The sequence below is a fragment of the Flavobacterium terrigena genome, from assembly GCF_900108955.1.
In the GTDB taxonomy this organism is placed as follows: domain Bacteria; phylum Bacteroidota; class Bacteroidia; order Flavobacteriales; family Flavobacteriaceae; genus Flavobacterium; species Flavobacterium terrigena.
In genome coordinates this window covers 655,631-680,518 of sequence record NZ_FNYA01000001.1, presented here as the reverse complement: position 1 = coordinate 680,518, position 24,888 = coordinate 655,631, and the positions used below count along the sequence as shown (strand labels likewise).

The 24,888-nt window shown below is 28.1% G+C and carries 24 protein-coding genes; all 24 read left to right on the top strand.

Going from position 1 to position 24,888, the window contains the following annotated elements:
* Positions 1 to 58: 58 nt before the first annotated feature.
* The 24 genes from BMX42_RS03305 to BMX42_RS03190 are packed head-to-tail and all read left to right on the top strand — an operon-like array spanning position 59 to position 24,862.
* Positions 59 to 1,309 carry an ABC transporter ATP-binding protein gene (locus BMX42_RS03305; protein ID WP_091308552.1) on the top strand — a complete coding sequence of 417 codons (1,251 nt, stop codon included), beginning with the start codon at positions 59 to 61 and terminating at the stop codon, positions 1,307 to 1,309.
* Positions 1,297 to 2,610, top strand: a complete 1,314-nt coding sequence (locus tag BMX42_RS03300; protein WP_091308549.1) for a glycosyltransferase — start codon at positions 1,297 to 1,299, stop codon at positions 2,608 to 2,610. The genes BMX42_RS03305 and BMX42_RS03300 overlap by 13 nt, the downstream gene beginning before the upstream one ends.
* Before the next feature lie 17 nt (positions 2,611 to 2,627).
* The gene (locus BMX42_RS03295; protein ID WP_091308546.1) at positions 2,628 to 3,764 is read left to right on the top strand and encodes an acyltransferase family protein; all 1,137 of its coding nucleotides are present in this window, start codon (positions 2,628 to 2,630) and stop codon (positions 3,762 to 3,764) included.
* Positions 3,765 to 3,817: 53 nt separating this feature from the next.
* Positions 3,818 to 4,384: an acyltransferase gene (locus BMX42_RS03290; RefSeq protein WP_245748211.1), complete on the top strand. Its 567-nt coding sequence runs from the start codon at positions 3,818 to 3,820 to the stop codon at positions 4,382 to 4,384.
* Positions 4,385 to 4,391: 7 nt separating this feature from the next.
* Positions 4,392 to 5,309 (top strand): glycosyltransferase family 2 protein, encoded by a 918-nt coding sequence (locus BMX42_RS03285; protein ID WP_091308540.1) that lies wholly within the window; start codon positions 4,392 to 4,394, stop codon positions 5,307 to 5,309.
* A 37-nt stretch (positions 5,310 to 5,346) separates the two neighbouring features.
* Positions 5,347 to 6,363, top strand: a complete 1,017-nt coding sequence (locus tag BMX42_RS03280; RefSeq protein ID WP_091308536.1) for an acyltransferase — start codon at positions 5,347 to 5,349, stop codon at positions 6,361 to 6,363.
* Positions 6,364 to 6,371: 8 nt separating this feature from the next.
* Positions 6,372 to 7,628 (top strand): glycosyltransferase family 4 protein, encoded by a 1,257-nt coding sequence (locus tag BMX42_RS03275; protein ID WP_091308821.1) that lies wholly within the window; start codon positions 6,372 to 6,374, stop codon positions 7,626 to 7,628.
* Between the two features lie 12 nt (positions 7,629 to 7,640).
* Complete coding sequence (locus BMX42_RS03270; RefSeq protein ID WP_091308533.1) at positions 7,641 to 8,543, top strand: glycosyltransferase family 2 protein; 903 nt, start codon at positions 7,641 to 7,643, stop codon at positions 8,541 to 8,543.
* A complete protein-coding gene (locus BMX42_RS03265; protein ID WP_091308530.1) occupies positions 8,533 to 9,438 on the top strand; it encodes a glycosyltransferase family 2 protein in 906 nt (301 codons plus the stop codon). Before BMX42_RS03270 ends, BMX42_RS03265 begins: the two co-directional genes overlap by 11 nt.
* Positions 9,435 to 10,628, top strand: a complete 1,194-nt coding sequence (locus BMX42_RS03260; RefSeq protein WP_091308526.1) for a hypothetical protein — start codon at positions 9,435 to 9,437, stop codon at positions 10,626 to 10,628. The genes BMX42_RS03265 and BMX42_RS03260 overlap by 4 nt, the downstream gene beginning before the upstream one ends.
* A gap of 46 nt (positions 10,629 to 10,674) precedes the next feature.
* Entirely contained in the window at positions 10,675 to 11,364 is a 690-nt protein-coding gene (locus tag BMX42_RS03255; RefSeq protein ID WP_091308522.1) for an FkbM family methyltransferase, read from the top strand.
* 1 nt (position 11,365) lies between these two features.
* Positions 11,366 to 12,382: a glycosyltransferase gene (locus BMX42_RS03250; protein WP_091308518.1), complete on the top strand. Its 1,017-nt coding sequence runs from the start codon at positions 11,366 to 11,368 to the stop codon at positions 12,380 to 12,382.
* Positions 12,383 to 13,288, top strand: a complete 906-nt coding sequence (locus tag BMX42_RS03245; RefSeq protein WP_245748209.1) for a glycosyltransferase family 2 protein — start codon at positions 12,383 to 12,385, stop codon at positions 13,286 to 13,288.
* A complete protein-coding gene (locus BMX42_RS03240) occupies positions 13,278 to 13,955 on the top strand; it encodes an acylneuraminate cytidylyltransferase family protein (RefSeq protein ID WP_091308515.1) in 678 nt (225 codons plus the stop codon). Before BMX42_RS03245 ends, BMX42_RS03240 begins: the two co-directional genes overlap by 11 nt.
* A 7-nt stretch (positions 13,956 to 13,962) precedes the next feature.
* On the top strand, positions 13,963 to 15,003 hold the full coding sequence (locus BMX42_RS03235) for an N-acetylneuraminate synthase family protein (RefSeq protein ID WP_091308512.1): 1,041 nt from the start codon (positions 13,963 to 13,965) through the stop codon (positions 15,001 to 15,003).
* Between the two features lie 59 nt (positions 15,004 to 15,062).
* On the top strand, positions 15,063 to 16,178 hold the full coding sequence (locus tag BMX42_RS03230) for an acyltransferase family protein (protein ID WP_091308508.1): 1,116 nt from the start codon (positions 15,063 to 15,065) through the stop codon (positions 16,176 to 16,178).
* Positions 16,179 to 16,189: 11 nt separating this feature from the next.
* A complete protein-coding gene (gene neuC / locus BMX42_RS03225; protein ID WP_091308815.1) occupies positions 16,190 to 17,317 on the top strand; it encodes a UDP-N-acetylglucosamine 2-epimerase in 1,128 nt (375 codons plus the stop codon).
* Between the two features lie 2 nt (positions 17,318 to 17,319).
* A complete protein-coding gene (locus BMX42_RS03220; protein ID WP_091308505.1) occupies positions 17,320 to 18,753 on the top strand; it encodes an MBOAT family O-acyltransferase in 1,434 nt (477 codons plus the stop codon).
* Positions 18,753 to 19,637, top strand: a complete 885-nt coding sequence (locus BMX42_RS03215) for a hypothetical protein (RefSeq protein ID WP_091308502.1) — start codon at positions 18,753 to 18,755, stop codon at positions 19,635 to 19,637. Before BMX42_RS03220 ends, BMX42_RS03215 begins: the two co-directional genes overlap by 1 nt.
* A complete protein-coding gene (locus BMX42_RS03210) occupies positions 19,638 to 20,513 on the top strand; it encodes a hypothetical protein (protein ID WP_091308500.1) in 876 nt (291 codons plus the stop codon). It begins immediately after the preceding gene.
* Between the two features lie 4 nt (positions 20,514 to 20,517).
* Positions 20,518 to 21,729, top strand: a complete 1,212-nt coding sequence (locus tag BMX42_RS03205) for a hypothetical protein (RefSeq protein WP_091308499.1) — start codon at positions 20,518 to 20,520, stop codon at positions 21,727 to 21,729.
* Between the two features lie 21 nt (positions 21,730 to 21,750).
* Positions 21,751 to 23,145, top strand: a complete 1,395-nt coding sequence (locus BMX42_RS03200; RefSeq protein WP_091308496.1) for a UDP-glycosyltransferase — start codon at positions 21,751 to 21,753, stop codon at positions 23,143 to 23,145.
* Positions 23,138 to 23,692 carry a serine O-acetyltransferase gene (locus tag BMX42_RS03195; RefSeq protein WP_091308811.1) on the top strand — a complete coding sequence of 185 codons (555 nt, stop codon included), beginning with the start codon at positions 23,138 to 23,140 and terminating at the stop codon, positions 23,690 to 23,692. Before BMX42_RS03200 ends, BMX42_RS03195 begins: the two co-directional genes overlap by 8 nt.
* Positions 23,693 to 23,698: 6 nt before the next feature.
* Positions 23,699 to 24,862: a glycosyltransferase family 4 protein gene (locus BMX42_RS03190; RefSeq protein ID WP_091308494.1), complete on the top strand. Its 1,164-nt coding sequence runs from the start codon at positions 23,699 to 23,701 to the stop codon at positions 24,860 to 24,862.
* The last annotated feature ends 26 nt before the right edge of the window (positions 24,863 to 24,888 follow it).

Sequence of the window (24,888 nt, the reverse complement as noted above, 5' to 3'; positions counted from 1 at the left end):
TGATTAGTATGGAAAGCCAACTATTCACTATTCACTATTCACAACTCACTAAAAAGAAATGAGTAAAGTAGTTATAAAAGCGGAAAATATATCTAAGCAATATCGTTTGGGACTTGTAGGAACAGGTACCATAAAAGATGATATGAAAAGATGGTGGTATAAAATGCGTGGTGCGGAAGATCCGTTTTTAAAAATTGGCGAAGCGAATGATAGAAGTAGTAAAGGCGAAAGCGATTATGTTTGGTCTTTACAAGATATTAATTTCGAAATTAACCAAGGTGATTCCATTGGAATTATTGGAAGAAACGGAGCTGGTAAATCAACTTTATTAAAAATATTAAGTCAAGTTACACAACCTACGACAGGTAAAATTTATACAAAAGGAAGAATTGCTTCTTTGTTAGAAGTGGGTACAGGATTTCATCCAGAACTAACGGGTAGAGAAAACATCTTTTTGAATGGAGCTATTTTAGGAATGCGTAAGCACGAAATTGCAAGAAAATTAGACGAAATTATTGCTTTTTCTGGAGTTGAACGTTACATTGACACACCTGTGAAACGTTATTCATCTGGAATGTATGTGCGATTAGCTTTTGCTGTTGCCGCACATTTAGAATCTGAAATTTTAATTGTAGATGAAGTTTTAGCCGTTGGTGATGCCGATTTCCAAAAGAAATGTTTAGGTAAAATGAACGATGTAAGTAAAGGCGAAGGAAGAACGGTTTTGTTCGTGAGTCATAACTTAGATGCTGTAAAAAAATTGTGTAACAAAGGATTGTTGTTACATCACGGTCAATTAATTCATGATGGAAATATTGATTCAACTTTAGATTCTTATCTTTTAAACTATTCTTCTAACGAGCAACAATCTGGAATTAGCTATGATTTAGATGAAAATAAAGAAGCTCAAATTTTAAAAGTTGTTTTAAAAGATAAAGATGGAAAAGATGTTATAGAATATTTTTCGGATCAAGAAATTTGTATTCATATTACTTTAAGAAACACGTTATTAAATAAAGGAGCAAGATTGAATTTTTCTATCTTGGATAAATTTGAAAATGTAGTTTTTATCAATAGAAAAGATTTAGATTTTACTGGAACTACGGAATGGGTTGTTCAATTACCGGGTGATACTTTAATAGCAAATTTCTACAAAATTGGCTTGGCCTTAGATATTCCAAAAGTAAGAGTTTTAGATTTTCCTATGGAAAAAACCAATTTAAGTATTGTCAATATTGCTCAAGATGAATTTAAGTATGGTGATAGTGAAAACGGAATTTTTAAAATGCCAATTCAATGGAGCAAGTAAAGAAAAAAATACTATTACTTTCATCGGGAGATGTTAACGGAGCCTATGAAGCCGTTTACAGACTAGCAAAACATTTTGTTTCTGATGGTTTCCAAGTGAAAATGTTGGTTAAAAATAAAACAAAATCTGATGATTTTATTGTTGCTTATACTGATGTTCCTAAACCCTTTAAAAGAAAAAATATTCTTGAACTTCTCTTGTTAAAAATAAAACAGAAGCTAAAAAAACAAGAACCTACACCAAAGATAAAATTCGATTTAAATTATGATTTTATTAGTGTTGATGAAACTTCTGTAAATGTTTCAGCGGAAAGAATTGTTGATTTAATAGGTTTTACACCTGATTTTATCTATTCTGGAATGACTGATAATTTTATGAATTCAACAGATTTACTTAATTTACAAAAAGTAACAAAAGCACAGGTTTATACTATCACCGTTGATATGAACCACTTTACTGGAGGATGCCATTTTGCTTGGGATTGTAAAGGTTATATTAATGGATGTAATACTTGCCCTGCCATTTTAAGCGAATTTGGAAAAGATTTGGCAAAAATAAATTTTGACATTAAACTTAAAAATGCTGAGGCAGGAAAATTTAAAATACTTGCTGGTTCTGGTTGGACACTAAATCAGGCAAAAGAATCTAAAATATATAAAAATCAGGATGTAATACTTAATGTTAATAGTCTGATTGATGTAAAACTATTTAATAATAAAAATAGAGACATTGCCAAAAGAATTTTTGAATTAGAAGACCATAAGTTTTACATATTAATGGGATGTCAAAATGCCAAAGCTAAAAGAAAAGGATTTGAATATTTGGTTGAATCTTTAAAAATTTTAGAAAAGAATTTGAGTGCCGATGAAAAAAATAGGGTTGAGGTAATTATTGTTTCAAGAGATGTTTCGGAATCATTTGATGAAATCCCTTTTTCAAAAAAACATATCGATTTTATTAAAGATTATAGATTACTCGCTTTACTATATCAGTCAGTTAATGTTTTTGTAAATTCTTCAATAGAAGATTCTGGTCCGCTTATGGTTTCGGAAGCCTTAGCTTGTGGAACACCAGTAGTTGGATTTGATATGGGTGTAGTGAATAATATGGTAATTACGGGTTTTAATGGCTACAAAGCGATGCTAAAAGACAGCGTTGATTTAGCAAAAGGGATACAAACAATTTTAGAATTAACTACAGAAGAATACAAACAATATTCTGAAAATGCAGTAAAACAAGTGGAACAGTTTTCTTCAATGAAAGCTGTAGGTGAAATTTTGAAAAACGAAATGTTGAATTAGCATTTAGGAAAAAAATAATGATTGAAAATTCAAATAAAATATATTTTCCTAATCTAAATGGGATCCGATTTATAGCTGCATTTCTTGTAATTATTCATCATTTAGAACAGTTTAAAAAGATACTTGGTTTTAAAAACCATTGGGAGAATCCAACAGTTCAACAAATTGGACCTTTAGGTGTGGTTTTGTTTTTTGTTTTAAGTGGTTTTTTAATCACTTATCTTTTATTAGTTGAAGAAAAACTTACCAAAACAATTTCTATAAAATCATTTTATATGCGCCGTATTTTAAGAATATGGCCTTTGTATTATTTGATTATTTTGTTAAGCTTTTTTGTTTTGCCAAAAATATCATTTTTCAATTTGGGTGAATGGTCTGGGATGATTTTTAATGATTTACCGTTTAAATTATTATTCTTTATCATGTTTTTGCCCAATATTGCCTTAATAATTTTCCCTCCAATTCCATACGCAAGTCAAAGTTGGTCAGTTGGAGTTGAAGAACAATTTTACCTGATTTGGCCAATCTTAATCAAAAATGTCAAAAACAAAAAAAGATTATTAATTTCAATAATTGTTGGCTATTTAATCATTAAAATATTCGTTTTCAATCTTTTAGAAAATTATGTGTTTTGGAATGATTCTTTAGAAAAAACAAAAGAGATTTTTAATAGTTTTAGTATAGATTGTATGGCCATTGGTGGTTTATTTGCCATTTTTTTGTTCGAAAAAAACAAAATATTAGAATTACTTTTTTCTAAGTATTTTCAAATAGCAACCTTTTTAATTCTGGCGGTTTTCATTCTTAAAGGAATAGAAGTTCCATTTGTGAATTTTGAGTTTTATGCAGTGTTATTTGGTATAATAATTATAAATTTAGCTGCAAATGAAAATACAATCGTAAATTTAGAAAATAAGGTGTTTCATTATTTAGGTAAAATATCCTATGGTATATATATGTTTCATCCAATTGCGATAATGTTAACATTAAAGATTTTATACAACTATAATATTTCAAATATATTTATTCAAATGTTTGTAGCCGTAGCAACCACAATAATTATTTCAAGTATTTCGTATACCTATTTTGAAAGTTATTTTATTAAAAAGAAGAATATCTTCACCAAGATTATTAGCGGTGATGAAGCAAAATAACAGTAAAAACAATGATTAGAAAACTCAAAAATAAAATCTTAAACTATCTCTTTTTGCAACTACAAGATTTGCAACGCAAAAAGGAACAGCAACAACTTGAAAGTTTTAAAAAACAATTCAAAAGCTTTGGTGTTGGTTTTGGTTTGGGAAAGGATTATAGTATATTAAATCCGCAATTCATGCAGTTTGGTAAAAACTTTTGGGCTTCTCACCGATTAAGAATTGAAGCAATTGAATCATATGAAAATCAAAAATTTTCTCCTTCCATAAGTATTGGAAATAATGTTAGTTTTGGTACAGATGTGCATATTGGCTGTATTGATAAAGTTGAAATAGGAAATAATTGCTTGCTTGCTAGCAGAATTTATATAACCGATCATGATCATGGCGACACTTCTTTAGAAGCACTTCAATTGCCACCAGAAAAAAGAAAGTTATTTTCAAAAGGACCAGTTGTAATAAAAAATAATGTTTGGATAGGTGATGGCGTTGCTATTTTATCTGGAGTAACAATTGGTGAAAACGCAATTATTGCTACAAACGCTGTTGTCACAAAAGACGTTCCAGCAAATACAGTTGTTGGAGGAATTCCTGCCAAAATAATTAAAGTAATAGAATAAATTTCTCATGTTAGCCATAATTATTCCATATTATAAACTTGCTTTTTTTGAAGCTGCATTGCAATCATTGGCTAACCAAACCGATAAGCGATTTAGAGTTTATATTGGTGATGATGCAAGTCCAGAAGATTGTAGCACAGTATTGAAACAATTTGAAGGACATTTCGATTTTAAATACCATCGTTTCGAAACTAATGTGGGTGGAACAAGTTTATCTCAACAATGGGAACGTTGTATTGAGTTGTTAGATGAAGATGAAAAATGGTTTATGATATTGGGCGATGACGACTATTTAAGTGAAAATGTAGTTGCCGAATTTTATGAAAATTATCCTGAAATTAATGAAAAGAGTTATGTAGTTAGATATGCAACTAAAGTAATTAATCAGATTGATAATGTTCTGTCAGAAGTATATACAAATCCGTTATTTGAATTGGGAATTGAATATATTTCAAGAAAAATCAATGGAAAAACACGAGGTTCCTTATCAGAATTTGTTTTCAATAAAAAGGAATTTTTAAAATATAAATTCACAAATTATCCTTCCGCATTTTATAGTGATGATAAGATTGTTTTAGATTTATCAGCAAAAAAAAATATCTTCAGTATAAATGAAGCAATTGTTTTTGTTAGAATTTCTTCTGAAAGTTTATCTGGTCAAACGGAAAAAGTGAATGATAAATTATTTTTAGCCAGATTTCAGTTTTATCAATATTTAATCAAAAACAAACTCAACTTTTTAGATAAATTTACTAGAAAAATTATCATTGAAAAGGTATTAAATCATGCCATACACAATAAAGAAAAGCAATTATCGCTATTTGTAATTTTATACTTCAAGAGTATTTTACTTTGGGATTTTAATTTTTTTCTAAAAATAAATAAAAAGTATATTAAAATGGTATTAGGTCGTTCGGTTGACTAATTAATAATAAAAGTAAATTGTAAGTACATTCTTTTTAATGGATAAAAGTAAAACAACTCAAACAAATTTCGGGATTTCAATTTTAAGAATTTTAGCCACATTATCAGTTATAATGATTCATGTGTCTGGACCTCTTGTTGTTGAAATCGGGAAAATATCAAATTCTGATTGGCATGCAGCCAACTTTTATGACAGTATAAGTAGATATGCTGTTCCTGTTTTTTTTATGATCAGCGGTTCTTTATTATTAGGCAGACAAAGTGAAATTAAAGATTTTTTAAAAAATAGGTTAGGAAAAATAATTCCGCCATTTTTGTTTTGGTCCTTGTTTTATAGCTTAACAAATAGATTTGTTTTTACAAACGAAGCATTTGATATTACTAAAATAGTAAAAGATGTTTTCTATGGAAGCGAATATCATTTGTGGTTCGTTTATTCTTTAATTGGAATATATTTAATAACACCCATCTTTCAAAAATGGATTGCATTTTCTAAAAAAGAAGATGTTTCGTATTTTTTAATTGTTTGGGTATTTACTCTATTACTAGCTATTCCAGGTGTGAATATTTATTTTCCGAAAATTAATTTATCCTATTTTTCAGGTTTCTTAGGTTATTTTATTTTAGGTTATTATTTGAAAAATTATGTAAAAAGTAATAAAATCATTTCCTTATCATTAATTTTAATTGGAGTATTTATAACCATTTTCGGAACATATTATTTTAGTTTCAAAAACAATAAATTCTTTGATCATTTTTATGATTATATAAGTATCAATACACTTTTGGTTTCAGTTGGAGTTTTTCTTCTTTTTTCTAAAATCGAAAACATAAATGAAAAAGCAAAACCTATTATTGCAAGATTAGACGCGTGTAGTTTCGGAATTTTTCTAATTCATCCGTTTGTACTTACTATTTTTGCAATACTTGGTATGAGTGCCTTTTTTATAAATCCAATACTTGGTATTTTAATAATTTCTTTAGCTTGTTTTTCATTGAGTTTTATTGTAATTTTCATCATAAAAAAAATAAAATTTGGGCATCTAATTGCTTAAATCATAAAATGGAGATTAAAAAAAATAGAAAAAATAAAAAGAAAATTGTTTTTAAGATTAGTGAGTTTCCTCATGTATCTGAAACTTTTATTATTGCTCAAATAATTACTGCAATCCAACTCAATTATGATGTGGTAATTTTGGTGAATAAAGTCTTAGATTTTAAGCAGAGTTTACACGAAGAACTACTTTTAAAACATAAATTAAAGGATTTAATTATTATTGAAGAAGCTACAATTCCTAAAAATAAACCCATTCGATTTTTAAAAATTTTCAGTTTATTTATCTTGAATTTAGGCAGATTAAAGAGCATTTTTAATTTCTACAAATTTCAAAAAGAGAAAAGCTTTAGCTGGATTTTCTATTGGAATTTTTACAAGCAATTCAATAATTCAAACACTATTTTCCATATTCAATATGGTAATAATAAATTCCCAATTGATGTTTTAAAAGCGAAATGCAATTATAAAGCTAAAGTAATCACTACTTTTCATGGTCACGATGCTTTTTTTCCAATGCACGGTTTTATTCCTAATGATGGATATTACGATTTGTTGTTTGAAAGCGCCAATGTAATCACAGCTAACACAAAATATTTAGCAGATAAAATTGAACAATTAGATTGTCCGACAGAGAAATTGAAAATTGTTCCTGTTGGAGTAGATACGAATTTTTTTAATTCATTAAATCGAATAAAAAATACAAATACAACTTTAAAATTGATTAATGTTGGCAGATTTGATCCAGTGAAAGGACATAAATATCTTATTGAAATAGTAAACCAAATTATAAAAAAAGGCGTTGGTATTCATTTGGATATTATTGGCGATGGTGATGAAAGAAGCAATTTAGAACAATTAATTCAAGAATATAATTTATCTGAAAACATCAAACTTGTTGGTAAAAAAACACAATCGGAAATTAAAGAAATGTATTTAAATTCTGATTTATACGTTTTTGCAGCCGTTCCTTTACCTGATGGAAGAAGAGAAACACAAGGTTTAGCCACACTTGAAGCGCAAGCTTGCGGCCTTCCCGTAATTGCCTACGATTCTGGTGGAGTTAAATACACTATAAAAGAAAACGAAACCGGATTTTTATTTAACGAATTTGAAATTGATAAAGTTGTGGAAAAGCTATTGTTTCTAAATGAAAACAGAGCTGTTATTCAAGAAATGAGTAATAATTGTTTTAAATTTGTTGAAGAAAATTATAGTCAAAAAGTTATCAATGAGAAATGGTCAAGCATTTATTCTAATTTATAATATCGAGAAAATATGAACTTAGTTTCCATAATTATTCCGGTATATAATCAGGAAAAATACTTAAAAGAAACATTACAATCAGTTATTAATCAAGCCTATTCTAATTGGGAATGTATTTTGGTTAATGATGGAAGTATGGATAATTCTGTTGAGATTATAAATGAACATGTAGCTCAAGATAATCGTTTTCATTTCATAAATTCTGAAAATAAAGGAGTAAGTAATGCCAGGAATTTAGCTTTACAACAAGCAAAGGGTGATTGTATTTTGTTTTTAGATGGCGACGATTTAATTCATCCAGAAAAAATATCTCAAGCCATTTCCAATTTTCAGAAAAACGCAGATTTAAGCATTGTGTTCAATACTACAAGTTATTTTCAAGATGTAATGGAAAATAAATTATACGATATCAAAATCGATGCTGAACTATTAAACTTCAATGACTTACTATTATACTGGGGTGAAAAAATAATCATTCCAATTCATAGTGCGATTATTAAAAAGTCTTTACTTGATGGAATTGAATTCAATACCGACTTAACTGCTCAAGAAGATTGGTTAGTTTGGTTGCGATTATTTCAAAAAAATCCAAAAGTATTGGTTTTAGATAAAACTTTAAGTTTTTATAGAAAGCACAACTCTAGCAGAACACAAACCGTTTCTTTAAAAGAAGATCACTTTAAAGCGTTGGAACTATTTGAAAAATATATTGGATCTGAAAATCATGAAAAATTACTTATTCATCAAATTGAAAGATATTATTTAAAGTCTTATGATAATGCATTTAAATTAGATGCGATTAGAAAAAGTAAAACGTATAGAGCAGCCATATTTGTGAAAAAGATGTTGGCGAAACTTAAGTTGTTAGGTATAATTAAGCTTTTGAGCGCTAAGTTTTTTAAAGATGAAAAGTAATTTAGCAATAGTTATTCCATATTATAAAATCGATTTTTTTAAAGAAACGCTAGATTCTTTAGCCAATCAAACCAACAAAAATTTTAAAGTTTATATTGGAAATGATGCTAGTCCAAACAATGCATCGGAACTTTTATCTAAATATGAAAACGATTTTGATTTCGAATATTTCGAGTTTCAAGAAAACTTAGGAAGTAAATCACTCGTAAATCAATGGCACAGATGTATTGATTTAGCCAAAGAAGAAGAATGGTTAATGATATTATGTGATGACGATACAATTACGACAAATTACATTGAAGCATTTCATAATAATATAAATGAAATTAGTAGTTCTAAAGTTGAAGTTGTTAGATACGCTTCGCAAGTAATTGATGAAAATAATGATTCTTTATCTGTAGTAATCAATCATCCTAAAATGGAAAATGCGGTTGATTTTTTATTTAGAAAACTAAAAGGAGGAACAAGAAGCACATTAAGTGAATACATTTTTAAAAGAAAAGCACTTCTTTCTATAGGATTCAAAAATCTGCCTTTGGCTTGGTATTCCGACTTATTAGGCGTTTTAGAATTTTCACATTTTGGAAATATTTATACGATTAATGAAGCGTTATTAAAATTTAGATTGAGTGGTATTAATATTACTTCAAAAACGGATGATCATGTTTTAAAAAACGAAGCTACTTTTCAGTTTTATTATTATTTATTAACCGACAAGAAAAGCCATTTTAATAAAGAGCAAAATGCTGTTTTAATAGATAAATTAGAGAAAACTATTTTAGATAATAAGAAGAACTTAAACTTTTGGATAAAAACCCTAAATTTGTACGCAACAAAAGGTAGATTTTTACAGTTTGTTACTCTAGTTTTTAAAGCAATTAAAAGGATTTTATGAGGTTATTAATAATTACACAAGATTTACGTGTTTCAGGAACAAGTCAAGGTATTATTGAGCGTTCTTTTTTGTCAAAACTTCGAAAAATTCATCCAGAAGCTATAATTGATGTACTTTATTTATGTACTCATAATCATGATGATAACTTAGATATTTTACCAGTAAATTCAATCGTAAAAAAAGTAATTAATCGTGAAATTCCTTTTCACGTGAAGTGGATAAATAGAATTTCAACGAGACTTTTCAATGTTATGTATGCTGAAAATTACATACATAATCAATTCGCAAATGAAATAAAAAAAGTAGATTATACTTTGTATGACCATATTATGGTTAGAAGCGCTGGTTTAGAACATGAGACATTACTTGCCATGCATAATTTACCTATTTTAAAACATACGGTTGTTAATTTTCACGATCCATATCCATACTCTTGGTATAAAGGTTTGGCTTCAAAAATTAATAATAGCGAATTAAAAAGACTTCAAAAAATTATTCAAATTGTTTCTGATGCAAAAGCTTGTTGTGCTTCAGCTTATTATATGGCTAAAGATTTACAATATCTATATGCTTCGGATAAATATTTTTATACCTTGCCACATCAGTTCACATTTGAAGGTTTTGATTTGTCTGATAAAGACAATGTACGAAAAAAGGGTAAAAAAATTCAAATTTCGTATCATGGTGCTTTAATGTTTGGAAGAAATGTGTTTACAATTGTAGATGCTTTCAAACAATTGATGGAAAAACACGAATGGATTAAAGAGGAAGTTGAATTTGTATTACGAGTTAAAGGTGATGGCGTTAATAAATTAAAAGAAATGGTCAAAGATTCTGCTAATATTTTAGTTTTAGATACACTTAATTTTTCAAATTCTTCTAATGAACAAATTCACGAAAGTGATATCAATATTATTTTAGAAAACGGACCTTTTTATTCAAATATTTTAGGTGGAAAAGTTCCTTTTTTATTCGCTTTAGATAAAAAAGTCTTTATTTCATCGCCAGACAGAAGTGAGCTAAGAAGATATTTGCCAAATTATCCTTTTCTATGCGATATGAACAATTTAGAAGATACGAAGTCAAAATTATATGACGTTTTAACTTCAGAAGATTTACACAATACAGCCGCAAAAGAATTGTTTTCTGATGAAAGTTTTAAAAAATCATTGGACCAAATTTTTGCATAAAGAAAATATTGAATTAGTATAATCATCACCAATTTAAAGATATATAATGTTAGAAAATATTAAATACGCCATAAAGAGAAAAATTTATCAGAGATATAATATAAGTTTTTCTAAATCTGGAGATGATCTTCAACTAATGAAGCTAATCAATCAATCTACCCCAGGAACTTATGTTGATATTGGCTGTTGGCATCCAGTAAAAGCATCAAATAGCTTTTTTTTCTCGTTAAGAAATTGGAAAGGAATTTGCATTGACCCAAATCCTGAATTGGAAAAATTATATAAAAAATTCCGACCAAATGATGTTTTTGTGAATTGTGCTGTTGGAGAAATGGATGCGAATTTGAACTATTATATGTTAAGTGACAGTAATAGTTCTATGAATACTTTAAATCTTGATTTTTTAAAAAAACATGATTTAGAAAAAGACATAAAAAAAACAATAACAATTCCTACTTTCAGTTTGAAAGAAATTTTAGATAAAAATATTTCGGTTAACGATAGATTAGATTTTTTTGATGTAGATGTTGAAGGATTTGATTTGGAGGTTTTACAATCTAATGATTGGGAAAAATATAGACCAAAAGTTGTGGTTACTGAAACTGATATTTCAATAAAAGAAGACGTTGTTTCTGAAATTACCACTTATTTAGAATCTGTAGATTACAGATTAGTTGGGAAAACAGTTATGAATGGCGATTTAGGTAATTTATTATTTATAGATAACAGATTATAACATGAGAGTAGGTAACAATCCTCATAAAGATAAAGAAACTACACATGCAAATTATTTGCATCAGATTGTTATACCTGTTTATATTCCGAATTTAGAAGCTTATTTTAAAGATAGTTTTCAAATTCTACAGTTGTGTGTCAATTCACTTTTAGAAACTATACATGATAAAACGTTTGTTACAATTATCAATAATGGTAGCTGTTTAGAAATTCGAAATTATTTGGATAATTTGTATGAAAATAATAAAATTCATGAAGTTATTCATACCGAAAATATCGGAAAACTAAATGCTATCTTAAAAGGAATTTCTGGAAATAATATTCCCTATGTTACCATTTCCGATTCCGATGTTTTATTTTGTTCCAACTGGCAAGAAGAAACTATGAATGTGTTTCATAGCTTTAAAAAGGTTGGTGTTGTTGGAATTACTCCGCAATTTAAAACCTATGAAACCTATTGTGGGAATGTTTTATTCGAAAATTATTTTTCAAAACAACTTAAATTCACACAAGTGGAACAACCTGTCGAATTAGAAAAATTTTATGAAAGTATCGGTTGGGGAAAAGAATATAATCAGGATTACTTGAAATATACACTTTCCATTGAAAATTCAAATTGTAAAGCTTTAATTGGCTCTGGACATTATGTGGCTACTTATAAAAAAGTGATTTTCACTGAAATGCCAACATTTATTGGTTTCAAAATGGGTGGAACTTCCGAAGCTTTTTTAGATAAAATTCCATTAAAATATGGATTATGGCGCTTAACTACTGCAAAGAATTTCGCATTTCATATGGGAAATGTTTTTGAAGATTGGATGAGTGAAATAAAATCTACTACTGCTACCAACTTTAATTTTGGTTTATATGCAGAAAAAGGAAAAATAAAAAACGTCTCAAATATTGAATTTTTTATTAAAAATAAATTATTTAATCGCTTGTGTTTTTCAAAACGATTTTTCAAAAAACTGTTTTATAAAAATTTCGGATTGCCTAAACAAATGAGAAACAACTATTAAATGATTAAATTCTCCATTTTAATTTCGACTAAAAATCGCCTTGAAGATTTGCAACTAACACTTCAAAAGATTTCTCATTTATTACAAAGAGAAGATGTAGAGTGCATTATTTATGATGATGGATCCACAGATAAAACTTCTGAGTTTTTAAAAGAGAATCACACAAATATTCAATTGCTTACAAACCAAAAAAGTAAGGGTTATATCTATAATAGAAACTATTTATTAAATAATTGTAAAGGTAAATATGCCATTTCGTTGGATGATGATTCTAATTTTATAACTGAAAATTGTTTAGAAATTATTGAAAATCATTTTGAAACAAATGAAAATTGCGGCGTAATTGCTTGTAGAATTTTTTGGAGTAAAGAAGAACCTTTTGCAATTCATACTAATGAAGTTGCTCAAAAAGTAAGTGGTTTTGTTGGTTGCGGACACATTTGGAATATGGATGCTTGGAAAAAAATCCCTAATTATCCAGAATGGTTTGAGTTTTATGGTGAAGAAGATTTTGCTAGCCTTCAATTAGTAAAGAAAGGTTTAGAAATTCATTATGTACCTGAAATTTTAGTACATCATCGCGTAAATGTTTCTGCCAGAAAAAAAGACAAAGATTATCAAATTCGTAGAAGACGTTCATTAAGAGCCGGTTGGTATAATTATTTTATGTTTTACCCGATTTCAATAGTTCCTAAAAAAATGCTTTATACCATTTGGCAACAATTAAAGAATCATACTTTTAAAGGAAATAGTAAAGCTACTTTTGCCATGTTTCAAGCCATTTTAGATTTGCTTTTAAACAGTGTGAATATTTTTAAAACCAGTAACAGATTAACCCATAAAGAATATAAAGAATATTGTAATTTAGCTAAAGCAAAAATATATTGGAATCCAAATGAAAAGTAAAACCATTGCTATAATTCCAGCTAGAGGCAACTCTAAAAGATTACCAGGAAAAAACACAAAGTTTCTTGGAGGAATTCCATTGCTTGTACATAGTATAAAATATGCACAAAAATTTTCATTTATTGATGACATTTATGTAACTACAGATAATTTAGAGGTTAAAAATGTAGCCTTACAATTTGGAGCAAAAGTTATTGATAGACCAACCGAAATTTCGGGCGATTTTGAACCAACAGTTTCCGCTTTAAAACACGTTTTAGAATCTATTTCTGATGAGGTTGAAAATGTAGTTTTATTACAACCGACCAATCCATTACGACCAGAAAATCTATTAGAAGAAGCTTTTCAACTATTTTCAAAATCTAATTCTGATAGTTTATTTACGGTTTCAAGAAATCATGATAAATTAGGAAAAATTATCAATGATAAATTTGAACCGTTTAATTATACTATCGGACAACGTAGTCAAGATTTAGAACCTTTATTTTTCGAAAATGGTTTGCTTTATATCTCTAAAGCCAATCTTATCAAAAATGATGTTATTATTTCCGATAATGCATTCCCTTTAGAAGTAAATCATATTTTTGCAAAAGTTGATATCGACACGCAAGAAGACTTTGATTACGCCGAATATCTTTACAATAAAATTATAAATCATAATTCATAACTAAAACATGAATCCATATATAGAAATTGCAGGAAGAAAAATTGGAGCCGATTTTCCACCATTAGTTATCGCCGAAATTGGTATTAATCATGAAGGTTCACTACAAGTAGCCAAAGAAATGGTTGATGCTGCTCACCGCGCTGGTGTTGAGGTGGTAAAGCATCAAACGCATATTGTCGCTGATGAAATGAGTGGTGCTGCAAAAAAAGTAATTCCTGGAAATGCAACAGTTTCCATTTATGAAATTATGGAACGTTGTGCTTTAAATGAAGCGGACGAATTGGAATTGAAAAATTATGTTGAAAGTTTAGGCATGATTTTTATTTCTACTCCTTTTTCTCGTGCTGCTGCAGAAAGATTGAAAAAATTTGATATTCCAGCTTATAAAATTGGTTCTGGAGAATGTAACAATTATCCCTTATTAGAACATATTGCTTCTTTCGGAAAACCTGTAATTTTAAGTACGGGAATGAATACAATTGAAAGTATTGAAAAAGCGGTGGCGATTTTTGATAAGCATAATATTCCAGTTGCTTTATTACACACTACAAATTTATATCCAACACCAATTCATTTGGTTCGTTTTGGTGCGATGATGGAAATGCATGAAGCTTTTCCAAATAAAGTTTTCGGATTATCAGATCATACTTTAAATAATAATGCTTGTTTAGGAGCTGTTGCCTTAGGCGGAAGTATTTTAGAAAGACATTTTACAGATCACATGCAACGCACTGGTCCGGATATCGTTTGTAGTATGGATGAAAAAGCTTGTGCCGAATTAATTGTAAATTCTGCAGAAATGGCTTTAATGCGCGGTGGAACAAAAAAACCTGCAGATGAAGAACAAGTCACTATTGATTTTGCTTTTGCAACCGTTTGTACCATAAAACCAATCCAAAAAGGGGAAGTTTTCTCTAAAGATAATATTTGGGTAAAACGCCCTGGAACTGGAAAAATATTGGCAGAGCATTTCGAATCAATTTTAGGAAAAGTTGCTACTAGAGATATTGAAAATGATGAACAGTTAACTTGGGATGAAATTAATTAAATAAAAATATTATATCAAAATGATATTCGTGTCCATTTTGATAAAACAAAAACAGTTTAATGATTCAAAAAGTTAACAGGTTAAGAGAATTAGATTTTTTAAGAGGAATTGCCATTATTTTAGTATTACTAAGACATCAACATTTATTTCAATTTACAACAGAAATGGGTTGGATTGGTGTTGATTTGTTTTTTGTTTTAAGTGGTTTTTTGGTGTCAGGACTTTTGTTTAAAGAGTATCTTAAATTTGGAAATATTAAACCAGGTTTGTTTTTAATAAGACGTGGATTCAAAATTTATCCTATTTATTATTTAGTTTATGTACTTTATCTAATACCAAAAATTGTTAAAAATCAGTTTGAAATTAAAGGATTTTTAGCAGATATGTTTTTTGTTCAAAATTATGTTTGGGGCTGGGGCTGGGGCTATGTAGCTTCTTGGTCTTTAGCTGTGGAAGAACATTTTTATTTCAGCTTAGTAGTTTTTTTATATCTGGCTTTTACTAAAAAATGGTTACATACTTCTTTCAATTTTTTGAATAAAAAAGTAAATTATTTTCAAACGGCATTGGTTTTTATTTTTCTAATTTGTTTACTTTTAAGAGTTTATAATAATTTATATCATCCAGAATATAATGAGAAAAACATAACGATGACACATTTAAGAATTGATTCACTTTTAGCAGGTGTATTTATTAGTTATTTGTATTACTTTAAGCAAAATTGGCTTATTAATTATTTCAATCGTTATAAAAAAGGGTTGTTTTTTATAATTGTTGCGTTACTATCATTTACGCCATTTGTAGATTATGATCATTCGTTTTTTGTGAGAACAATCGGATTTACAATGCTTTATGTAGCTTTTGGATTGTTGTTAATTTATTTTCTTTTAGAGAAAGACATTAATAAAAAAATTAACTTTATTTTTTCTAATAGGATTGTCAATGTAATTAGTAAAATTGGTTTTTCATCGTATTCCATTTATTTGATTCATGGATTCGTTGGAATTGTTATTTCAATTTTTTGTAATTATATATTAAAAATTGAAATAAATTATATATTATTATTTGCCATCAATATAATAACAAGTGTTTTAGCTGGGATGTTTATAACTTATTATCTAGAAAAATATTTTTTAAAAATTAGAGATAAATATTATCCAAATAGAATTAATTAAAAGTAATGACCATGTTGAAAAAAATTCTATTTCTAACAGGAACTCGTGCCGATTTTGGTAAAATAAAATCGCTTATTCAAATTTTGGAAGCACATCCAAATTTCGAACCTTATATTTTTGTAACTGGTATGCATCTTCAAGAAGAATATGGTTACACACTTTTAGAAGTAGAACGATGCGGATTTGCAAATATTCATACCTTTCAAAATCATACTCACGAAACCACAATGGATTTAACTTTGGCTAAAACTATTGAAGGATTATCGTCTTATGTGAAAGATTGCGAACCCAATATGATTGTCATTCACGGTGATAGAGTAGAAGCTTTAGCAGGTGCGATTGTGGGTTCGTTAAATAATATTTTAGTTTCGCATATTGAAGGTGGTGAGGTTTCAGGAACTATTGATGAGTTAATCAGACATTCCACCAGTAAAATGAGTCACATTCATTTTGTATCTAACAAACAAGCCAAAAAACGCTTAATTCAAATGGGCGAATTGGACGAATCTATTTTTACTATTGGTTCTCCAGATGTAGATATTATGTTTTCTGACAGTTTACCAGATTTAGAACAAGCCAAAAAATATTACGAAATTATCTTTGATAAATATGCAATTGTGATGTTTCATCCAGTAACAACGGAAGCTAAATATATGGAACAATACGCAAATGATTTTGTTGAGGTTCTGTTAAATGATACTCACAATTATGTAGTTGTTTTTCCGAATAACGATTTAGGTAGTAATGCCATTATCAAAGCATACGAGAAATTAAAAAATAATTCTCGTTTCAGAATATTTCCTTCTTTACGATTTGAATATTTTCTAACCTTATTGAAAAAATCTCAATTCATAATAGGAAATAGTAGCGCCGGAATTCGTGAAGCACCTTATTACGGTTTGCCAATTATTAATATTGGAACCCGACAACAAAACCGTTCCCTTCATGCTGATATTATTAATGTAGATTATACGAAAGAAATCATTACAGAAGCTTTACAATCTATCGATACACATGAAATTTTACCATCGAAAAATGATTATGGAACAGGTAATAGCGCACAATTGTTTTTAAATTCATTATTAAATACCGATATTTGGCAGCTCAATCATCAAAAGCAATTTAAAGATATCCACTAATAATGTTTTTTAACTCACTTCACTTCGCGGCTTTTTTACCAATAGTCTTTCTATTATATTGGTTTGTTTTCAATAAAAATAAATCGTGGCAAAATAGTTTATTAATTATAGCAAGTTATTATTTTTATGCTTGTTGGGATTGGCGTTTCCTTTTTTTATTAGTATTTTCAACCCTTTTAGATTATTTTACGGGAATAATGATTGAAAAAAACGAAACCATTTCTAAAAGAAGATTTTGGTTTTGGCTAAGTATTATTGTTAATCTTGGATTTCTAGGAGTTTTTAAATATTATAATTTCTTCGCCACATCCTTTACCGAATTAATCAATGGTTTTGGATTTCAAGTTAACCCATTATTGATTAAAGTAATTTTACCAGTTGGTATTTCTTTCTATACTTTTCACGGTTTATCTTATGTAATTGATATTTATTACAAACGAATTAAAGCCGAATATAATTTTATAGATTACTCACTTTTCGTGAGTTACTTTCCTTTGTTAGTTGCTGGTCCGATTGAACGTGCCACACATTTATTACCGCAAGTAAAAGTAAAACGTGAGTTTAGCTTTGAAAAAGCTAAAGAAGGTGTACACCAAATTATTTGGGGATTAGTCAAAAAAGTTGTCATTGCCGATTCTTGTGCCATGTATGCTAATGAAGTATTTAATCATCAAGAAGATATGAATTCGTTATCACTAGTTTTAGGAGCTATTTATTTTGCTTTTCAAATTTATGGTGATTTTTCAGGGTATTCAGATATCGCTTTAGGAACATCAAAACTTTTTGGAATCGACTTGTTGAAAAACTTCAATTTCCCTTATTTTTCAAGAGATATTGCAGAGTTTTGGCGCCGTTGGCACATTTCATTATCATCATGGTTTAGAGATTATTTATACATTCCGTTAGGCGGAAGTAAAGGCGGAAAATGGATGCAAGTTCGCAATACGTTTATCATCTTTTTAGTGAGCGGATTTTGGCATGGAGCCAATTGGACATTTATCGCGTGGGGATTAATCAATGCTATTTATTTCTTGCCTTTATTGTTGCTAAATAAAAACAGGAGTAACTTAGAAGATATCAATTTTAGATGGAATAGAGAAGGTTTGCAAACGATTCTACATATTGTGCTTACTTTTTCAATCACAACATTTGCTTGGATCTTTTTTAGAGCAAAATCTATTTCAGATGCGTTGTTGTACATTAAAAACATGTTTACCAACTTAAATTTTGATGTTCAATATTTAGGAAATGAGCGTTACTCATTTGAATTATTGCCGTTAGTTGGTGTTTTTATTGTATTTGAATGGTTTCATAAATACAAAACAGAACCTATTTCTGGTAAATATGAAAATGTAAAACTATTGTTTTGTATCATGGCAATTTTAGCTTTAGGTGTTTTTTCTGATTATAAAGAATTTATTTATTTTCAGTTTTAATGCAAACATTTGTAAAACATATTCTGAAAATAGTACTTGTGCTTATTGTATGTGCTTATGCGTTAGATTTTGGTTTTACGTATGTGTATGAAAATGCAACACCACAAAACAAAGTTCAATATATCAATAGTTTAAAAAATCAAAAATTCGATTATATTTTCATTGGTTCTTCTCGTGTTGAAAATTCTGTAATAGCAGAAGAAATAGAAAAAAAGACAAATAAAAAAACAATAAATTTAGGGATAAAAGGATTAAAGTTGAAAGATATGAGTTATATCATTAAACTTTTAAAAGACTATAATGTATCCTATGAAAAATTGTTCATTCAAATTGATTATTCATTTAATCATGAGGAAGAATCATCTAAATTTTTCAGTTTTGAGTTATTGCCATTTTGTAGTTCTTCTAATATGATAATAAATGATTATTTAAAGAACACTAAGGAGAATTATTTATTTTATAAATATATTCCATTCTTAAAATATACTGGTTCTGATCAGTTAATTGGTTTTAGGAAAGTATTTTCTTCATTAAAAAACAAACCCTCTATTTTTAACTCGAATAAAGGTTATGAACCGTTGTATGGATCTTCTTCTAGAAAACTTGAAAAAATTCCAAATAGTGCTAATAAAAAAAATAAATACTTTAGCGAAATAAATACTTTTGCTACATCCGAAAATTTAAAGTTTATCTATTTTAGCGCCCCAATATCTTTAAAATCGGAGAATTTAAATTATTTTGATGAATTGAAACAAAATGTGCCACAACTTCATAATTTTCATAATGTAATTTCTGAAGATAAATACTTCTATGATAAATTGCATGTAAACCATGATGGAGCATTAGCTTTTACGAATGTTTTAATAGAAAAACTAAAATTATAGATGAAACGTTTTTTTAAAAAAATAATATTATTTCTAGTTATACTTTTTGTAGCTTCTTTGTTGTTAGATGTTATCTATACTGCAATTATATCTCATTCGGCAGAGAGAAATAAAATAGAAAATGTCATTCATACCTCAAATAAAAAATATGATGTTGTTTTTATGGGAACTTCTCGTGCTAACAATCATTTTGTGACTAAAGTGTTTGAAGATAAAGGTTTTAAAGCTTTTAACTATGGAATTAGTGGTTCGCATTTATTTGAAACGTCATTATTATTAAAATTAATGGTTGCTAATAAATATGAAATCAAAAATTTAATTTTAGAAGCCGATTTGAGTATTTGCAATGAGAAAAGAGATGAAGGAACAACTGCTCGTTTTATGCCTTATATTCATCGAAATGAAATTATTAAAAACCATTATAAAAATGAAGCCGATTTTTACCAAATTTATTATTTGCCCTTTTACAGATATATTAAATTTGATAATAAAATAGGTTTTAGAGAAGTATATGATGTAGCTGCGAAAAAGCCAACGAATACCTTATTTAATAAAGGATATTACCCGTTAATTTCCCATAAAAAAGGAAATATGAAGAATGATATTTCTTCATTGAAAGTGATTAGAAATAAATATTACGAAGAAATAAAACAAATTTGTAAACAAAACAATATCAAATTGACTGTAGTAATGACACCGATGTGTCAGAATACTAAAGGATTGGATTATTTTGATAAAGTTCATCAACTCTATCCAGAAATCCATAATTTTGAAAACGTAATTACTGACGATAAATATTTTGCATCTTGTGGGCATTTAAATGATGAAGGAGCGAAAATATATACTAATTACATTATGAATTTCTTTTATAACTAATTTTATGAAATTAAATAAATTAACCAAATCAATACTTTTATTTACGGTTATTGTAAATTTAGTTATAACAATTATTTATTGTTTTAACTTAAGGATTGGTGGAGGAGATGAAATTTTATTTTTAGAAGATTTAAAGCTAATTCAAGAAAAAGGATGGATTCATTCTATTGAAAAAGGAATTTCAATTCCCTACATGCTATTAAGTTATCTGTTTTCTTTTCTGTTTACTAATCTGCAATTTTTTAGAATAATTAACTCAGCACTTTTCTTGTTATTAGTGTTTTACTTTTATAAAAGAAAGGTGAATTTCTTGTTCTATTTTTGTTTTTTATTTTTTATAAGTACTTCTAAAGTCTTTTTCTCAGGGACGAATGATACCATCTTCTTTTTAGGAATAATTGTCTTTTTATGTGAAGTTTATTTTTTAAATAAAAACAATAAATGGAATTCAAGTTTAGCAATTTCGGCATTAATAATTGCGTTTTTCACGAGACAGTTATTTTGGGTTTATTTTCCTGCAATTTTATTAGGCTTTTATGTGATTTATAAAAATAGTGCATTAAAGACTATTAATTATAAAATACCAGCATTTCTGTTTTTGGTTTTTGTTGCAATTAATATGCCTTCATTGCTTGTCAAAAAGAGTTTCTCTTATGATCAGAAAGTTCCTGAAGCAAGTGTTAAATCGAATTGGACACAAAGAAATTATTTGTCACAACTGGCAATTAATGATGGGAAATTATCAAATGGGCATCATGTTTCATGGGAAGAAACAGATGCTTATCTTGTTAAAAACGGAATGAACTCTTTACCTAAAACGACTTTAGAAAGTGCTTTTTTTGATTTAAAATTGACTTTTACGGAGTTTTTTAAGAATTTATTTTACGCATCAAAAGACGGTTTCAGACAATTAGGATTAATATTTTTTATTCCTTTTATTTTGGTTTTATATCTTAATAAGATTAAAATTAAAGATGTTTTTATTCCGATTTCAACCATAATTACGCTTTTTGTACTTTGCTTTATTCTTATTTTAAATATTGAAATAAGATGGTTAATTGGGGTGTTTATACCATTGATTTTGTATTATTCAGAATTAAAAATGGATTCAAAATGGTTTTCAAAATTTAATTACTTAAATATTTTTCTAATTTTCAGTATTAATGTTTACGCAATTATTACCTTGTCGTTAAAACTTAAAAATCAAATTCTATAACGTTATAAATCAAAAATTTTAATGAATAATAAAAAGATTTTTATCTTATTACCTGATGGAATTGGTCTCCGAAATTTTGCCTTTTCAAATTTTCATAAAATTGGGAAAGAGAATTTCGATATTACATTTTGGAATAATACGCCTTTTAACTTAACGGAATTTGATTTTTCTGAAGTTAAAATAACAAACGCTAAAGTACATTTAGCATCAGATGTTTTAAAGAATGCTATAATTCAATCGACTTTATTATTAAATAAGAAAAATGATAACGATAACGTTTATGATTCTTATCGATTTAAACCGAATACAAAAGGCATAAAAAACAAGCTTAAAAATTTTCTAGTTGATGGTTTAATTAAAGTTTGCACGAATAGAAAAGGAATCTCTTTTTTAAGAAATTATTTAAACAAACTGGAACAAACCACAGCTTATTATAAAACGTGTAGAGAGCAATTGATTTTACAAAAACCTGACTTTGTTTTTTGTACGAATCAAAGACATTTAAGTGCTTTAGCACCTTTATTAGCCGCTAAAGAATTAAATATACCAACAGCAACTTTTATTTTTTCTTGGGATAATTTACCAAAAGCAACAATGGTTGTTGAAACAGATTTTTATTTTGTTTGGAGTGATTTTATGAAAAATGAATTACTAAAATATTATCCGAATATAAAAAACGAACAAGTAAAAATAACTGGTACACCACAATTTGAAACTCATTTTGATGAGGAGAATTATGTAACTCGTGATGCTTTTTTTGCAAAGTATAACTTAGATACAAACAAAAAATACATTTGTTATTCGGGTGATGATATTACTACTTGTCCTGACGACGAAAGATATTTAGAAGCTGTTGTAAATGCGGTTTCTAATTTGAATTCAAAAGGAAATAATTTAGGGATTATTCTTAGGAAAAGTCCTGTTGATTTTTCAAACAGATACCATGAAGTTTTAGAAAAATTTAAAGATATTATTGTTCCTATTGATCCGAAATGGGCTAAAATTGGTGATGGTTGGAATACCGTTTTGCCACTTAAAGAAGACAATGCAGTTTTGGTGAATACAATTAGACATTCTGAAATAGTTATAAACTTAGGTTCATCAATGGTTTTTGATTTCACCGTGTTTGAAAAACCTTGTTTGTATATCAATTATGATGTTACGAATAAAAAACAAAAGGATTGGTCTGTAGATAAAATTTATAAATATGTTCATTTTAGATCAATGTATTCTAAAAATGATGTAATTTGGATAAATAATCAATCTGAAATTGAACAAAAAATACAGCTAGCTCTAGAAAATAATTCTTCTATTGCAGGTGCTAAGAAATGGTTTGAAAGAATTAATATTCAACCAGCAGATAAGGCTTCGTATAGAATTTGGAATGAGATTAACAAAATTCTTAAAAATGAATAAATTAATTGAATCTGATTTTAAAAGACATGGAATAGATAAAGTTACTTTTTCTAAAGTGCTTTCTGTTTTTTGGTTTTTCCCAAATCCAGGATTAAAATTCATGACAATTTTCAGACTTTGTCAGAAATATAGAAAAAGAAATAAGTTGTTATTTTACTTTTATTTTTTGTGGCTTCGTCGTTTGAAATTTAAATATGGAATGGACATTTCTTACAGAACAACAATTGGTGCAGGTTTCTATATTGGACATTTTGGAGGAATTGTTATTCATGGAGATGTCATTATTGGAAACAATTGTAATATTTCTCAAGGTGTTACTTTAGGTGTTTCAAATTCTGGAAATATTGGCACACCAATTATTAGAGATAATGTTTTTATTGGTCCGAATGCTTGTGTGTTTGGAAATGTTGAAATAGAAAATAATGTGACAATAAGTGCGAATTCAGTCGTAACAAAATCAATACCTTCACATTCTACTGTAGTAGCTTCTGCAATAACAATTTTAGATAAAGATTTGTCTGAAAATTACATTCATAACAGATACTAAATTTATATGAAAATTGGCTTTCTTACACCAGAATATCCACACGAAAAAACAGGTAATTCAGGTGGTTTAGGTACGAGTATTAAAAACTTAGCTCATGCACTAACAGCATTGGGGCATGAAGTTGTTATACTGGTTTACGGACAAAAACTAGATGCTGTTTTTTTAGATAAAGCAGTTGAAGTTCATCAAATAAAAAACATAAAAATCAAAGGGCTTTCTTGGTATTTTACTAGAAAGAAAATTGAAAAAATAATTAATACTTTGTACGATACGAATAAAATAGAAATCGTTGAAGCTACCGATTGGACAGGAATTACATCATTTATTAAACCTAAAAAATGTCCAATTGTTATTAAGTTAAACGGAAGTGATACCTATTTTTGTCATTTAGATAATCGTCCTGTAAAATGGTTGAATAAGTTTCATGAAAAACGAGCATTGCAAAATGCAGATGGTCATGTTTCGGTAAGTGATTACACGGCTAAAATGACGAACCAAGTTTTTAATCAGAATAATAATTTCACTATCATTCATAATGGAATTGATATGAGTTTGTTCCAAAATAATGATACAATTATAACAGAAAATAATAACATCATTTTATATTTTGGAACATTAATTCGTAAAAAAGGTTTGTTAGAATTGCCTCATGCTTTTAATATCATTCACGAGAAAAATCCAAATGCACAATTAGTTTTGGTTGGTAAAGATGCTTCAGATATTATTTCTGGGAATAGTTCTACTTGGAAAATGATGCAAGAATTATTTACTCCAAATGCCTTAGAAAAAGTAACTTATTTTGGTCCAGTTGCCTATTCGGAAGTCAAAAAACAAATTGAGAAAGCCACGGTTTGTGTTTTCCCCACTTACGCAGAAGCGTTGCCTGTTTCTTGGTTAGAAGCCATGGCAATGGAAAAAGCTATTGTTGCTTCAAATATTGGTTGGGGAAATGAAATTGTTGAAAATGGTATTTCCGGATTCGTTGCACATCCGTTCAATCATCAAGAATATGCAGATAGAATTTTACAATTGTTAGCTGATAATTCTTTAAGAGAGAAAATGGAACAGAATGCCAAAGCAAGAATTTCATCGCATTTTGAGATCAATCTAATTGCTAATCAGAACCTTAATTTTTATAAAAAAATAATCGAAAAGCAAAAAGCACTCTAATTTTTTGGGCTAAATAAATAAAAATT